Origin of the sequence: Enterobacter cloacae complex sp. 397G4, from assembly GCF_050031515.1 — a bacterium.
Taxonomy (GTDB): Bacteria; Pseudomonadota; Gammaproteobacteria; order Enterobacterales; family Enterobacteriaceae; genus Enterobacter; species Enterobacter hormaechei_C.
In genome coordinates, this window is the sequence record NZ_JBLGWE010000001.1 from 4,681,454 (window position 1) to 4,695,842 (window position 14,389).

12 protein-coding genes are annotated in these 14,389 nt (G+C 55.5%); 9 read left to right on the forward strand and 3 right to left on the reverse strand.

All coding sequences use genetic code 11. The annotated features are described in order from the left end of the window. Positions 1–60: 60 nt before the first annotated feature. From ACQG1Y_RS22570 to xylR, 3 genes are read left to right on the forward strand one after another with little or no spacing between them, the layout of a single operon-like run. On the forward strand, positions 61–1,602 hold the full coding sequence (locus ACQG1Y_RS22570) for a xylose ABC transporter ATP-binding protein (protein ID WP_015572746.1): 1,542 nt from the start codon (positions 61–63) through the stop codon (positions 1,600–1,602). Continuing rightward, positions 1,580–2,761: a xylose ABC transporter permease XylH gene (xylH, locus tag ACQG1Y_RS22575; RefSeq protein ID WP_063135492.1), complete on the forward strand. Its 1,182-nt coding sequence runs from the start codon at positions 1,580–1,582 to the stop codon at positions 2,759–2,761. The genes ACQG1Y_RS22570 and xylH overlap by 23 nt, the downstream gene beginning before the upstream one ends. Positions 2,762–2,794: 33 nt before the next feature. Continuing rightward, positions 2,795–3,973 (forward strand): D-xylose utilization transcriptional activator XylR, encoded by a 1,179-nt coding sequence (gene xylR / locus ACQG1Y_RS22580; RefSeq protein ID WP_032620462.1) that lies wholly within the window; start codon positions 2,795–2,797, stop codon positions 3,971–3,973. A 35-nt stretch (positions 3,974–4,008) separates the two neighbouring features. Here the strand turns inward: xylR and ACQG1Y_RS22585 are convergent, their stop codons facing one another. After that, on the reverse strand, positions 4,009–4,833 hold the full coding sequence (locus tag ACQG1Y_RS22585) for a protein bax (protein WP_071964006.1): 825 nt from the start codon (positions 4,831–4,833) through the stop codon (positions 4,009–4,011). Between the two features lie 314 nt (positions 4,834–5,147). Between ACQG1Y_RS22585 and ACQG1Y_RS22590 the strand changes: the two genes are divergently transcribed. Together ACQG1Y_RS22590 and avtA are read left to right on the forward strand one after the other, a co-directional pair. Continuing rightward, positions 5,148–7,178 (forward strand): alpha-amylase, encoded by a 2,031-nt coding sequence (locus ACQG1Y_RS22590; RefSeq protein ID WP_015572748.1) that lies wholly within the window; start codon positions 5,148–5,150, stop codon positions 7,176–7,178. Between the two features lie 624 nt (positions 7,179–7,802). Next, on the forward strand, positions 7,803–9,056 hold the full coding sequence (gene avtA / locus ACQG1Y_RS22595) for a valine--pyruvate transaminase (RefSeq protein WP_015572749.1): 1,254 nt from the start codon (positions 7,803–7,805) through the stop codon (positions 9,054–9,056). A 7-nt stretch (positions 9,057–9,063) separates the two neighbouring features. On the opposite strand, the gene ACQG1Y_RS22600 is transcribed toward avtA, so the two are convergent. Next, positions 9,064–9,519: a 4Fe-4S dicluster domain-containing protein gene (locus ACQG1Y_RS22600; RefSeq protein WP_023295598.1), complete on the reverse strand. Its 456-nt coding sequence runs from the start codon at positions 9,517–9,519 to the stop codon at positions 9,064–9,066. 3 nt (positions 9,520–9,522) lie between these two features. Continuing rightward, positions 9,523–10,341, reverse strand: a complete 819-nt coding sequence (gene yiaJ / locus ACQG1Y_RS22605) for an IclR family transcriptional regulator YiaJ (RefSeq protein WP_032651920.1) — start codon at positions 10,339–10,341, stop codon at positions 9,523–9,525. A 224-nt stretch (positions 10,342–10,565) separates the two neighbouring features. Here yiaJ and yiaK point away from each other — a divergent pair, with 224 nt between their 5' ends. The 4 genes from yiaK to ACQG1Y_RS22625 are packed head-to-tail and all read left to right on the forward strand — an operon-like array spanning position 10,566 to position 14,360. Then, the gene (gene yiaK / locus ACQG1Y_RS22610) at positions 10,566–11,564 is read left to right on the forward strand and encodes a 3-dehydro-L-gulonate 2-dehydrogenase (RefSeq protein ID WP_015572752.1); all 999 of its coding nucleotides are present in this window, start codon (positions 10,566–10,568) and stop codon (positions 11,562–11,564) included. Positions 11,565–11,574: 10 nt separating this feature from the next. Beyond that, positions 11,575–12,042 carry a YhcH/YjgK/YiaL family protein gene (locus ACQG1Y_RS22615; RefSeq protein ID WP_015572753.1) on the forward strand — a complete coding sequence of 156 codons (468 nt, stop codon included), beginning with the start codon at positions 11,575–11,577 and terminating at the stop codon, positions 12,040–12,042. A gap of 26 nt (positions 12,043–12,068) precedes the next feature. After that, on the forward strand, positions 12,069–12,995 hold the full coding sequence (locus ACQG1Y_RS22620) for a DUF4862 family protein (RefSeq protein ID WP_032103938.1): 927 nt from the start codon (positions 12,069–12,071) through the stop codon (positions 12,993–12,995). 45 nt (positions 12,996–13,040) lie between these two features. After that, positions 13,041–14,360 (forward strand): MFS transporter, encoded by a 1,320-nt coding sequence (locus ACQG1Y_RS22625; RefSeq protein ID WP_045334691.1) that lies wholly within the window; start codon positions 13,041–13,043, stop codon positions 14,358–14,360. Positions 14,361–14,389: the final 29 nt, after the last annotated feature.

Genomic DNA, 14,389 nt, shown 5'->3' on the forward strand with positions numbered 1-14,389 from the left:
CCTGCCCGGCAGGGGCGCATTGACCTGCCCTGTTCATCTGTTGGGCTATGCGGAGCAGTTATGTCTTATTTACTTGAAATGAAAAGCATCACCAAAGCCTTCGGGGCGGTGAAAGCAGTCGATAACGTAAGCCTGCGGCTGAATCCCGGCGAAGTGATGTCGCTGTGCGGCGAAAATGGCTCGGGAAAATCCACGCTGATGAAAGTGTTGTGCGGGATCTACCCGCACGGCAGCTACGAGGGCGAAATCGTTTTTGCCGGTGAGGTGCTCCAGGCCACGCACATTCGCGATACCGAACGTAAAGGCATCGCTATCATTCACCAGGAGCTGGCGCTGGTGAAGCACCTTACCGTGCTGGAAAATATCTTTCTCGGTGCCGAACTCTCACGCCACGGCGTACTGGATTACGACACCATGACGCTGCGCTGCGAAAAACTGCTGGCTCAGGTGAGCCTGGCTATCTCACCGGATACGCGCGTGGGCGACTTAGGTTTAGGCCAGCAGCAGCTGGTCGAGATCGCCAAGGCGCTGAACAAACAGGTGCGCCTGCTGATCCTCGACGAACCAACCGCCTCACTCACCGAACAGGAAACCGCCGTACTGCTCAATATCATCCGCGATCTGCAAAACCACGGTATCGCCTGCATCTATATTTCGCACAAGCTCAATGAGGTGAAAGCCATTTCCGACACCATCTGCGTCATCCGCGACGGGCAGCACATCGGCACGCGTGAAGCAGAAGGCATGAGCGAGGATGACATCATCACCATGATGGTGGGTCGCGAACTCACCGCGCTGTATCCCAACGAACCGCACACCATCGGCGAAGAGCTCCTGCGCGTGGAAAACCTGACGGCGTGGCATCCCGTTAACCGCCATATCAAGCGCGTGGATAACCTCTCCTTCTCGCTGCACCGCGGCGAAATTCTCGGCATTGCGGGTTTAGTGGGTGCGGGAAGAACCGAGGCCGTGCAGTGTCTCTTTGGCGTCTGGCCGGGGCGCTGGGAAGGCAAAATTTATATCGACGGTCAGCCGGTAAAAATCGACAACTGCCAGCAGGCTATTGCTAAGGGCATTGCCATGGTGCCAGAAGATCGCAAAAAAGACGGCATCGTGCCGGTAATGGCGGTGGGAAAAAATATCACGCTGGCGGCGCTCAGCCAGTTTTCCGGCGCGCTGAGCAGCCTGGATGATGCCGCAGAACAGCAGTGTATTCTCCAGTCGCTTGCCCGGCTTAAGGTGAAAACCTCCTCGCCGGAGCTGGCGATAGGACGCCTGAGCGGCGGCAACCAGCAGAAAGCGATTCTGGCGCGCTGCCTGCTGCTTAATCCGCGCATTTTAATTCTGGACGAACCCACCCGCGGGATCGATATCGGCGCGAAGTATGAAATCTACAAGCTGATCAACCAGCTTGTGCAGCAAGGGATTGCCGTCATTGTTATCTCGTCCGAATTGCCTGAAGTGCTGGGGCTGAGCGACCGCGTGCTGGTCATGCATGAAGGGAAACTCAAAGCCAACCTGAACAACCAGAACCTGACGCAAGAGCAGGTGATGGAAGCTGCCTTAAGGAGCGAACGCCATGTCGAAAAGCAACCCGTCTGATATCAAAGTCGCTGTTCCGACGCCCGGTGCGTTCGCAGGACTTAAATCGCTGAATCTGCAAGTTTTTGTAATGATTGCCGCCATTATCGTGATCATGTTGTTCTTTACCTGGATGACCGATGGCTCCTATTTGAGCGCACGTAACGTCTCTAACCTGCTGCGTCAGACCGCCATCACCGGGATCCTGGCGGTGGGGATGGTCTTTGTGATTATCTCAGCGGAAATTGACCTGTCGGTAGGGTCGATGATGGGTCTGCTCGGCGGCGTGGCGGCAATTTTTGACGTCTGGCTCGGCTGGCCGCTGCCGCTGACGATTGCGGTCACGCTGGTGCTGGGTCTGCTGCTGGGGGCGTGGAATGGCTGGTGGGTGGCCTACCGTAAGGTCCCGTCGTTTATCGTCACCTTAGCGGGGATGCTGGCCTTCCGCGGCATTCTGATTGGGATCACCAACGGCACCACCGTCTCCCCGACCAGCGCCTCGATGTCCCAGATTGGCCAAAGCTACCTCTCTGATGGCGTCGGTTTTACGATCGGCGTGATTGGGCTGATGGCGTTTGTCGTGTGGCAATGGCGAGGACGCATGCGTCGCCAGGCGCTGGGGCTGGCCTCGCCTGCCTCAACCTCGGTTGTCGGCCGTCAGGCGCTTACTGCGGTGATTGTGCTGGGGGCCATCTGGCTGTTAAACGATTATCGCGGTGTCCCAACGCCCGTTCTGCTGCTGGCGCTGTTGCTGTTAGGTGGGATGTTTATGGCCACACGTACCGCATTCGGTCGCCGTATTTATGCCATCGGCGGCAATCTGGAAGCCGCGCGTTTATCTGGTATCAACGTAGAACGCACCAAACTCGCCGTCTTTGCCATCAACGGCCTGATGGTAGCCATCGCGGGGCTGATCCTCAGTTCGCGACTGGGGGCGGGCTCCCCGTCTGCGGGTAACATTGCCGAGCTGGACGCCATCGCCGCCTGCGTGATTGGCGGGACCAGCCTCGCCGGGGGCATTGGCAGCGTGGCGGGGGCGGTGATGGGCGCATTTATTATGGCTTCGCTGGATAACGGGATGAGTATGATGGACGTGCCGACGTTTTGGCAGTATATCGTCAAGGGTGCCATTCTTTTGCTGGCAGTCTGGATGGACTCTGCCACCAAGCGGCGCGCCTGATAACACTATCGTGACTAATTTGGGAAATGAGCCATGTTTGAAAAGCGTCACCGCATTACGTTGTTATTCAATGCCAACAAAGCCTATGACCGGCAGGTGGTTGAAGGGGTTGGCGAATATTTGCAGGCGTCGCAATCCGAATGGGATATTTTCATCGAAGAAGATTTTCGTACCCGTCTGGAGAACATCAAAGACTGGCTGGGAGACGGGGTCATCGCTGACTTTGACGACCCCGTGATTGAACAGTTGCTGAGTGGCGTCGACGTGCCTATCGTGGGCGTTGGCGGCTCTTACCATACACCGGAACATTACCCCCCCGTTCACTACATCGCCACGGATAACCATGCTCTGGTCGAGACCGCCTTCCTCCATTTAAAGGAGAAAGGCGTACATCGTTTTGCGTTTTACGGATTGCCCGCCACCAGCGGAAAGCGCTGGGCGATGGAGCGTGAATATGCCTTCTGCCAGCTGGTTGCCCAGGAGAAGTATCGCGGCGTCGTTTATCAGGGGCTGGAAACCGCGCCAGAAAACTGGCAGCACGCACAAAATCGCCTGGCTGACTGGCTGCAAACTCTGCCACCCCAGACAGGGATTATCGCCGTGACGGACGCCCGCGCCCGCCACGTATTACAGGTGTGCGAACATTTGCATATTCCGGTGCCTGAAAAGCTGTGCGTGATTGGTATTGATAACGAAGAGCTTACGCGCTATCTGTCGCGCGTGGCGCTCTCATCCGTGGCTCAGGGTACCCGTCAGATGGGCTATCAGGCCGCAAAGCTGCTGCACAGACTGTTAGCCAACGAATCCCTGCCGCTCCAGCGTCTGCTGGTTCCGCCCGTTCGCGTGGTCGAGCGTCGCTCAACTGACTACCGCTCCTTAAACGATCCGGCCGTGATTCAGGCGATGCACTACATTCGCAATCATGCCTGCAAAGGGATTAAGGTCGATCAGGTGCTCGATTCGGTCGGCATTTCACGTTCGAATCTGGAGAAGCGGTTCAAAGAGGAAGTCGGTGAGACGATTCACGCCGTGATCCATGCGGAAAAGCTGGAGAAAGCGCGCAGTCTGCTGATCTCCACCTCGCTGTCGATCAACGAGATTTCACAGATGTGCGGCTATCCGTCGCTTCAGTATTTCTATTCGGTGTTCAGAAAAGAGTATGACACCACGCCGAAGGAGTACCGGGAACGGTACAGTGAAGTCCTGCTCTAGAAAAAAGAACGCCTTCCAGTGGAAGGCGTTTTTCATTACATATGTGCGGCAATCAGACGCTGGTTATCCTGGTACATGGAGAACAGGTAATTGTTATAACGCTGTCCCTGAGTGGAATAACCTTTCAGCTTGTGGATCATCGCCGTAGCCGTTACTTCCTGATCCGCCTTACGCAGCTGAGCGCGTGACTTACGGAACGAGGAGTAGGCCGGGTGGGTGTTCAGGTTCACCACATAGGCATTCACGGAATCTTTCACCGATTCAAACTGTGAATAGCCTTTCACCTTGCCGGGTGCATTAGTACAACGACCTTTTGCGCATTTCATGCCAAACAGATTGTTGTTGTTGCGCGCCAGCTTCGAGGTGCCCCAACCGCTTTCGGCGGCGGCCATTGTCGCGACCATACTGCCTGGAATAATGTCCACACGCTCTAACAGAGTGTTCCACGGCACACGACGCGTGTTCCCGCTCCACTTCACTTTATAGCGTTTGGCGATGTCTTTCAGGCGAGTGCGCTCAGACGGCGACCAGCGGCTATCGTACTGTTTGGAGATCAGCCAGTTACGATCCGCAGTAATCGCGGCATTTTGACTTTTAATGTAAGGCATTACCGTCCGGAGAAACGCTTTTTTCCTTGGTGTCCCGGAAGGGTATTTTCGCAAATCAGGAAGTGAACTACTCTTTGCACTATTGCGAGAATACTCTTGTTTACTGCTAACCTTACTGCTTGTCGTCTTTAAGACGTGGGCTTTCTTACTCGTTGTATCCGCGTGCGTCTTTGCAAGCACCTCACCTGAAAATGCCATGGTGAGTAACATGAGTATCGCGGCCCCATATCGTCGAATGGGAGTCGATATCATTAGGTCTCCTGGTCGGATATAAACATTCCAACACCTTATTTTCTTCAAAAATTTGAGAGCGGAATCTCAAATCATACCAAAAATAGTCCTCAAGAGCACGTATACAAATAGTCCAATTCCGAAACTATGTCATCCGGAACATGCTCATTAAATCACCAGCACTGGAAAAATGTGCGCGATATCGCAGATAACTGCCTAATTTTGCGCGGGATCACTCATCCCTTCGCGTCCTCCTGGCAGAAAGCCTCAGAGGAGGAGTTTTTCCCCTGAGCCGAGTGGCACACTGGTCAAAAATGCCGCGACAGGAAAATGGAATGAAACGCACTGCATTAGCTGTTCTGATGTTACCCGCATTCGCGCATGCCGACTGGTCATCGCCGGGATTTAACGCGTTTAGCGCTGAAGGTACCGGCGTCTTTACCAGCCAGGCAACGCTTGCGAAGGGTACCCGCCCGCTGACGTTGAGTCTTGATAACGCGTGCTGGCAGCCGACAGGTGCCATTAAACTCAACGAGATGCTGTCGCTCAAACCCTGCGAAGGGACCCCACCGCAGTGGCGGTTATTCCGTGACGGCGTTTATCAGATGCGTATTGATACGCGCTCGGGAACGCCGACGCTGATGTTGACGGTACAAAGTGCGGCGCCACAGCCTGTCGCAAACGTTACCCGCCAGTGCCCGAAGTGGGACGGCAAACCGCTCACGATCGATGTCGTTAACACCTTTCCGGAAGGCACGGTGGTGCGTGATTTTTACAGCAAACAGACCGCGACCGTTCAAAACGGCAAAGTAATTCTTCAGCCAGCCGCCAACAGCAATGGTCTGCTACTGCTTGAGCGCGCCGAGACGGACAAACCCGCGCCGTTCAGCTGGCAAAACGCCACCGTCTATTTCGTGCTGACCGATCGCTTCGTGAATGGCGACCCCACCAACGACAACAGCTATGGCCGCCATAAAGACGGTATGCAGGAGATTGGTACTTTCCACGGCGGCGATCTGAAAGGGCTTACCAGCAAACTGGATTACCTTCAGCAGCTGGGCGTGAATGCGCTCTGGATAAGCTCGCCGCTGGAGCAGATCCACGGCTGGGTTGGCGGCGGCACCAAAGGGGATTTCCCCCACTACGCCTATCACGGCTATTACACTCAGGACTGGACGAAACTCGACGCCAACATGGGCAGCGAAGATGATTTACGCCAGCTTGTCGACGACGCGCACAGGCGTGGTATCCGCGTCCTGTTTGACATTGTCATGAACCACGCGGGTTATGCGACGCTTGCAGATATGCAGGAGTATCAGTTTGGCGCGCTCTATTTGCAGGGCGATGAGCTGAAAAAAACCCTCGGCGAGCGCTGGACTGACTGGAAGCCAGGCGCCGGTCAAAGCTGGCACAGCTTCAACGATTACATCAACTTCAGTGACAAAGCCGCATGGGAAAAATGGTGGGGTAAAAAATGGATCCGTACCGATATCGGTGATTATGACAACCCGGGCTTTGACGATCTGACCATGTCGCTGGCCTTCCTGCCGGATCTGAAAACGGAATCTAAGATCCCGTCAGGTTTGCCGAACTTTTATCAACACAAGCCCGACACCAACGCGAAAGTGATGACGAATTTCACGCCGCGAGATTACCTGACCCACTGGCTCAGCCAGTGGGTACGTGACTACGGCATCGACGGCTTCCGGGTCGATACCGCTAAGCACGTTGAGCCTGAAGCCTGGCAGCAACTGAAAAACCAGGCCAGCCAGGCGCTGGCCGCGTGGAAAGCCGCCAACCCGGACAAAAAACTCGACAATGCGCCATTCTGGATGACCGGTGAATCCTGGGGCCACGGCGTGATGCAGAGCGATTATTACCGCCACGGCTTCGATGCGATGATCAACTTTGACTATCAGGAGCAGGCGGCGAAAGCGGTGGACTGTCTGGCCGATATGGATTTGACCTGGCAGCAAATGGCAGAAAAGCTGCAAAGTTTTAATGTGCTGAGCTATCTCTCCTCCCATGATACGCGTCTGTTCCGTGAAGGGGGCCAGCGCGCCGCTGAGTTACTGCTACTGGCACCGGGAAGCGTCCAGATCTATTACGGCGATGAATCAGAGCGTCCATTCGGCCCGACGGGCTCCGATCCGCTACAGGGAACCCGTTCGGATATGAACTGGCAGGACGTCACGGGTAAACAGGCGTTAACTGTCGCCCACTGGCAGCTTCTGGGGCAGTTCCGCGCCCGTCATCCGGCGGTGGGTGAAGGCAAGCAAACAACGCTGTCAATGAAAGAGGGCTACGGCTTTGTGCGCGAGCACAAGGGCGATAAGGTGATGGTGGTGTGGGCGGGTAATCAATAGACCCCCTCACCCTAACCCTCTCCCCAGGGGCTGAGGGATCCCCAGTAATTTGAAAGCAAAAGCTATAACGTTGCCTCAGAATAACTGAGGGCTTTCAGCGATGCCTCGGTCCGGCTGTAAATCGCTGAGGCGTTTCCTGTAGGCCGGGGCGAGGCGCAGGGATGCGCCGAGAGGGCGGGCTTTACAGGGATGTTACCTCCGCCCGTCCCCGATAAGCCGGAAGGAATAAGCCGAAGGCACCGCGAAGCGGCGATTTTCCGCCGGAAGCCCGGGTCGCCAGGGTGGTGGCGACTGAGCCACCCTGGCACGTTCACCGCTCATGTCGTGACAGAGTAGCAAGGAACATAACGTGAACGGAATGACCACCAGAGCCGTATGTTCCCCCTCACCCCAGCCCTCTCCCTCAAGGGAGAGGGGGCCGTCTGTGCAGGCATTATTTTGTGGGGAACTCTCAGCCTCAGGGGGAGAGGGCCGGTGTGAGGGGCGTTCACCAGAACAATTCACCACACAAATACAAACCTACCACATAAAACAACAAATCCGACCACATCCGCCGATTTGCACCAACACGGTGCTGGCGTTATGGTTACTGCCTTTCATATTAAGCCCGACAGATCACCTGCTATGACGTTTTCACTATTCGGCGACAAATTTACCCGCCATTCAGGCATTACCCGCCTGATGGAGGACCTCAACGACGGGCTGCGCACCCCAGGCGCCATCATGCTTGGCGGCGGAAACCCGGCTCAAATTCCGGAGATGAACACCTACTTCCAGACGCTGCTGGCAGAGATGCTGGAAAACGGTAAAGCAACCGATGCGCTATGTAATTACGACGGCCCTCAGGGTAAAACAGAACTACTGACGCTTCTGGCGGCAATGCTGCGGGAAGCGCTGGGTTGGGATATCGAACCACAGAATATTGCACTGACAAACGGCAGTCAGAGCGCGTTTTTCTACTTATTCAATCTGTTCGCCGGACGCCGCGCCGACGGCACCACGAAAAAAGTGCTGTTCCCGCTGGCACCGGAGTATATCGGCTATGCCGATGCCGGCCTCGAAGAAGACCTGTTTGTTTCCGCACGTCCGAATATCGAGTTGCTGCCAGAGGGCCAGTTCAAATATCACGTCGATTTTGAACATCTGCATATCGGTGAAGAGACGGGCATGATCTGCGTATCACGTCCCACCAACCCGACGGGCAACGTGATCACCGACGACGAGCTGATGAAGCTGGATGCGCTGGCGAATCAGCACGGCATCCCGCTGGTGATCGATAACGCCTATGGCGTACCGTTCCCGGGGATCATCTTCAGCGAAGCGCGTCCGCTATGGAACCCGAATATCATCCTCTGCATGAGCCTCTCCAAGCTGGGCCTGCCGGGCAGCCGCTGCGGCATTATCATTGCTAACGAGAAAATCATCACCGCCATTACCAACATGAACGGCATTATTAGCCTTTCTCCTGGCGGCATCGGCCCGGCGATGATGTGCGAGATGATCAGGCGTAACGACCTGCTGCGCCTGTCGAATGAGGTGATTAAGCCGTTTTACTCTCAGCGCGTTCAGGAAACTATTGCCATCCTTCGCCGCTACTTACCGGAAGAACGCTGCCTGATCCATAAACCGGAAGGGGCAATTTTCCTGTGGCTGTGGTTTAAGGATCTGCCCATTACGACAGAGCTGCTTTATCAGCGTCTGAAAAAACGTGGCGTACTGATGGTGCCAGGGGATTACTTCTTCCCGGGGCTGGATAAGCCGTGGCCGCACACGCACCAGTGCATGCGCATGAACTACGTCCCGGACCCGGAAAAAATCGAAGCGGGTGTGAAAATTCTCGCCGAAGAGATTGAGAACGCCTGGCGCGAGGCCGGTTAATAAAACCTCAGGCCAGATTACGCAGCCGTTCCGCGCGTAATCTGGCGGGGTCTATGCAGCGCAGCGCGTGGGTGGGACAGGCTTCGACGCAGGCGGGACCGCCCTCGCGATGCGCGCACAAATCACATTTCAGCGCCTGAACGCGATCTTCCACGACCCGAACCTGCATTGCCCCGAACGGGCACGCCACCATACAGCTTTTGCAGCCGATACAGCGAGCCTGCTCAACGAGCCAGGCTCCCGCAGCACGGTGAATGGCCCCCGTCGGGCAGACATTCGCGCAGGGCGCATCTTCACACTGGTGGCAGCCCACGGCCGTGGTGAAGGTACCCCCCTTAACCACGCGGATCCGTGACGTAAGCGCTTCTGGCGTGGCGCTGCTTTGATGCGACATCATGCACGCCACCTCACAGGTGCGGCACCCGATACATTTTTCTGGATCCGTCAGAATAAATCGGTTCATCAGTTACGCCTCGCGCACGTTAAACCCCAGTTCTTTCGAGATAGCTTCCGCCGTGCCACGCAGCGGTTTTAGCAAGTTTTTCTCACCCACCTGCTTCATGCGCGACGTCGACAGCGAAATGGAGATGGCATAGGGCACGCGCCCGTGAATATCAAAGACCGGCACGGCGATACATGACACCCCCAGCTCGTTCTCTTCTTTATCCATCGCCATACTGTGATCGCGAATTTCCGCCAGCTCATCATACATCGCGCTCAGTTCGGTGATGGTGTTGCGGGTCAAAGGTTGGATCTGTTCCTGGTGGCTTTCCCAGTAGCTCGCCACGTAATCCTGATGACCAAACGCCATATAGATTTTGCCCATCGCAGAACAATAGAGTGGCATATGCTGGCCGATATATGCGCGCGTGCGCAGCATACCGGTTGTCGGCTCAAGCTTATAAATCAGGATCGCGTGATCATCTTCACGGCTGGAGAAGTTGACCGTTTCGCCGGTGGCAATGTTCAGCGCCTCGAGGTGCGGCGCCGCCACGTGAATAATATTGAGCGATGAAAGCGCCTTTTGCCCGACGGCGATAAATTTGGTGGTCAGACGATAGCTCCCTGCCGCCGGCGCCGGCGTCACGTACCCGCACGACTGCAACCCCTGCAATAACCGGTGCACGGTGCTTTTATTCAGCCCCGCCAGTTCTGATAAATGCGCAAGCGGACACCCGTTCGGATAGTTACTGAGGATTTCAATCAGCATCAGGCCGCGAAACAAGCTCTGGCTACCTGCTGGCCTCTCTTTTTCTTGCGTCATTTCGCTCTCTTTTATGCTCATCAAATGGCTCCTGTTTATCGCGCCCTGATGGTAGCGCAAAGTGTGGTTTAGTTCACGATCTCAACAGAAAAAACACAACCATTTGATTTTAATCGATTTTGAAAAACGTGAATGTCGTTGATCTGACAAAATTTGATCGTTATATTTGAAATCAGATTTCGTATAGTGAAATTTAGCGATAAAAAAGCACTCGCACTTGCCCCTAAAAAAACAGGAGAACAGGGATGAAAGTGACCTTCGAAGAGTTGAAAGCGGCGTTCAATCGGGTTCTGCTCGATCGCGGTGTAAAAGCGGATACCGCAGACGCCTGCGCCGAGATGTTCGCCCGCACCACGGAGTCCGGCGTTTATTCACACGGCGTCAACCGCTTCCCGCGATTTATTCAGCAGCTTGACGCAGGCGACATCATCCCTGACGCCCAGCCGAAACGCGTAACGACATTAGGCGCCATCGAACAGTGGGATGCCCAGCGTTCCATCGGCAACCTGACGGCGAAGAAGATGATGGACCGTGCTACCGAGCTGGCGTCCGATCACGGGATCGGCCTGGTGGCGCTGCGTAACGCTAACCACTGGATGCGCGGCGGCAGCTACGGCTGGCAGGCGGCGGAGAAAGGCTATATCGGCATCTGCTGGACCAACTCTATTGCCGTGATGCCCGCGTGGGGATCAAAAGAATGCTGCATCGGCACAAACCCGCTGATCGTCGCTATCCCGTCGAATCCAATCACCATGGTCGATATGTCGATGTCGATGTTCTCCTACGGCATGCTGGAGGTGAATCGCCTGGCCGGACGCGAATTACCGGTCGACGGCGGCTTTGACGATGAAGGCAATCTGACCAGAGAGCCGGGCGTGATTGAGAAAAACCGTCGCATTCTGCCCATGGGCTACTGGAAAGGTTCCGGCTTGTCGATTGTGCTCGACATGATCGCCACCCTGCTCTCTGACGGCGCGTCCGTCGCGGAAGTGACCCAGGACAACAGCGACGAATACGGCGTATCGCAGATCTTTATCGCCATCGAAGTGGATCGCCTGATCGACGGTCCAACCCGCGATGCCAAACTACAGCGCATCATGGACTTCATCACCACCGCAGAACGCGCTGATGAAAATGTCGCCGTCCGTCTGCCAGGCCATGAGTTCACACGCCTGCTGGAGGAGAATCGCCGCAACGGCATCACGGTTGACGACAGCGTGTGGGCGAAAATCCAGTCTCTGTAAGGAGTGGGTCATGATATTCGGACATATTGCACAGCCAAATCCATGTCGCCTGCCGCTGGCGATAGAAAAGGCGCTTAATTTTCTGCGTACCACGGATTTCACCACCCTGGCGCCGGGCGTGATCGAAATTGAAGGCCGCAACATTTTTGCCCAGGTTCTCGACCTCACCACAAAGGAACAACACGAGAACCGCCCTGAAGTACATCGCCGCTATCTGGATATCCAGTTTCTGGCCTGGGGCGAAGAAAAAATCGGTATTGCTATTGATACCGGGAATAACAAAATCAGCGAATCATTGCTGGAGCAACGGGATATTATTTTTTATCACGACAGCGAACATGAGTCATTTATCGAAATGATACCTGGCAGTTACGCCATATTTTTCCCGCAGGATGTTCACCGTCCTGCCTGTATTAAAAACAAGGGATCCGCAATTCGTAAAATTGTGGTGAAAGTGGCCATCAGCGAATTAGATTAATTTTCTGATAAATACAGGAATGCGAAATGACCAACACCGGTTTTATTATTGGTGCGTACCCCTGTGCACCCTCATTTCACCAGAAAGGGGAGCAGGAAGAATACGCCTTCTGGCGGGAACTTTCCGACACGCCAAATATTCGCGGGCTGGAACAACCTTGCCTTGAAAATCTCCATCCGTTTGGTGATGAATGGCTGTTTCGTCATACGCCGGGCGACTGGCAGATCGTTGTCACAGCCGTTATGGAAACCATGCGCCGCCGCGGCAGCAACGGCGCGTTTGGCCTGGCGTCCGCGGACGAAGAACAGCGTAAAGCGTGCATTGAATATTACCGCCATCTGCATCAAAAGATTGATGCCGTTAACACCCGCTTTCCCGGGAAAGTGATCGCTCTGGAAATGCAGGCCGCACCGCAGGCGGGTAATGATTCTGTCGAGCAAGCGACAGAATCATTCTCCCGCTCGGTACGGGAAATCGCGAGCTGGGACTGGGGCTGCGATCTGGTGCTGGAACACTGTGATGCGATGAATGGCCCGGCGCCGCGTAAAGGGTTCTTGCCCTTAGAGCAGGTGCTGGAGGTAGTGAAAGAGACCGATATCAGCGTCTGTATCAACTGGGCACGTTCGGCCATCGAAGGTCGCAACACCGCCCTTCCGCTGGAACATGTTCAGGCGGCACTCGCTGCCGGGAAGCTGGGGGCGCTGATGTTTTCGGGCACGACCCCTCACGGTGAGTATGGAGAATGGCAGGATCTGCACGCGCCGTTTTCTTCGTTCTGCGCCGACAGTCTCATGTCCACTGAACATGTAAAAACGCTGTTTACTGCGGCGAGCGCCGCAACATTGAAATTCTCCGGTATTAAATTACTGGAAATAAATGCTAATGCTGACGTCAGCCATCGCATCGCTATTTTGCGCGACGGCATTAGCGCTATGAATAAAGCGTCACAATAAAAATAAAGAATACATTTTCCGGTTACCTTCAATGAGATATTAACTATGAATATTTCTTCTAATGCTCTACACGCGGACATTCCGCGCCAGCGCTGGCTAAGGATCATTCCCCCTATTCTTATCGCCTGCATTATTTCCTATATGGACCGCGTAAATATAGCTTTTGCGATGCCCGGCGGTATGGATGAAGAGCTGGGCATTTCCGCCACGATGGCGGGCCTGGCGGGGGGGATCTTTTTTATCGGCTATTTGTTCCTGCAAGTTCCCGGCGGCAAAATTGCCGTGCACGGCAGCGGTAAGAAGTTTATCGGCTGGTCGCTGGTTGCCTGGGCGGTGATCTCGGTTCTGACCGGGCTTGTGACCAACCAGTATCAGCTGCTGGTACTGCGCTTCTTACTCGGCGTGGCGGAAGGTGGGATGCTGCCCGTTGTGCTCACGATGATCAGTAACTGGTTCCCGGATGCCGAGCGCGGCCGCGCCAACGCGATTGTGATCATGTTCGTGCCCATCGCCGGAATCATCACCGCCCCGCTGTCGGGCTGGATTATTACCGCTCTCGACTGGCGCTGGCTGTTCATTATTGAAGGTCTGATGTCCGTTGTTGTGCTGGTGCTGTGGGCGTTCACCGTCTACGACCGGCCGCAGGAAGCACGCTGGATCTCTGAGGCCGAGAAAAACTACCTGGTACAAACCCTGGCGGCAGAGCAGCAGGCCATTGCGGGTAAAGAGGTGAAAAACGCCTCGCTCAGCGCGGTGCTGTCTGACAAAACCATGTGGCAGCTGATCGCCCTCAACTTCTTCTACCAGACTGGCATTTACGGTTACACCCTCTGGCTGCCCACCATTCTGAAAGAACTGACACACACCAGCATCGGCCAGGTGGGAATGCTCGCCATTCTGCCTTACATCGGCGCCATTGCCGGCATGTTCCTGTTCTCTACGCTCTCTGACCGCACCGGCAAGCGCAAGCTGTTTGTCTCCCTGCCATTGATTGGCTTTGCGCTCTGCATGTTCCTCTCCGTGGCGCTGAAAGAGCACACCTGGCTGGCCTATGCCGCGCTGGTGGGCTGTGGCTTCTTCCTGCAATCCGCAGCGGGGGTGTTCTGGACCATCCCGGCGCGTCTGTTCAGCGCTGAGATGGCGGGCGGCGCTCGCGGCGTGATTAATGCCCTGGGCAACCTCGGCGGGTTCTGCGGTCCTTATGCGGTAGGCGTACTGATCACCCTGTACAGCAAAGACGCAGGCGTTTACTGCCTGGCAGTTTCGCTGGCGCTGGCATCGCTGCTGGCCCTGCTGTTACCGGCGAAATGCGATGCCGGAGCAGAGCCCAACCCCACGGTAACTCCACATAAACGTGCGGTCTGAGGCCCTCATCTGACCCACTAAACCAAACC

Excerpts from the sequence above, each read along its gene's own strand:
- ACQG1Y_RS22570 (WP_015572746.1), top strand. The coding sequence starts at position 61 with ATGTCTTATTTACTTGAAATGAAAAGCATCACCAAAGCCTTCGGGGCG.
- xylH (WP_063135492.1), top strand. The coding sequence starts at position 1,580 with ATGTCGAAAAGCAACCCGTCTGATATCAAAGTCGCTGTTCCGACGCCC.
- xylR (WP_032620462.1), top strand. The coding sequence starts at position 2,795 with ATGTTTGAAAAGCGTCACCGCATTACGTTGTTATTCAATGCCAACAAA.
- ACQG1Y_RS22585 (WP_071964006.1), bottom strand. The coding sequence starts at position 4,833 with ATGATATCGACTCCCATTCGACGATATGGGGCCGCGATACTCATGTTA.
- ACQG1Y_RS22590 (WP_015572748.1), top strand. The coding sequence starts at position 5,148 with ATGAAACGCACTGCATTAGCTGTTCTGATGTTACCCGCATTCGCGCAT.
- avtA (WP_015572749.1), top strand. The coding sequence starts at position 7,803 with ATGACGTTTTCACTATTCGGCGACAAATTTACCCGCCATTCAGGCATT.
- ACQG1Y_RS22600 (WP_023295598.1), bottom strand. The coding sequence starts at position 9,519 with ATGAACCGATTTATTCTGACGGATCCAGAAAAATGTATCGGGTGCCGC.
- yiaJ (WP_032651920.1), bottom strand. The coding sequence starts at position 10,341 with ATGAGCATAAAAGAGAGCGAAATGACGCAAGAAAAAGAGAGGCCAGCA.
- yiaK (WP_015572752.1), top strand. The coding sequence starts at position 10,566 with ATGAAAGTGACCTTCGAAGAGTTGAAAGCGGCGTTCAATCGGGTTCTG.
- ACQG1Y_RS22615 (WP_015572753.1), top strand. The coding sequence starts at position 11,575 with ATGATATTCGGACATATTGCACAGCCAAATCCATGTCGCCTGCCGCTG.
- ACQG1Y_RS22620 (WP_032103938.1), top strand. The coding sequence starts at position 12,069 with ATGACCAACACCGGTTTTATTATTGGTGCGTACCCCTGTGCACCCTCA.
- ACQG1Y_RS22625 (WP_045334691.1), top strand. The coding sequence starts at position 13,041 with ATGAATATTTCTTCTAATGCTCTACACGCGGACATTCCGCGCCAGCGC.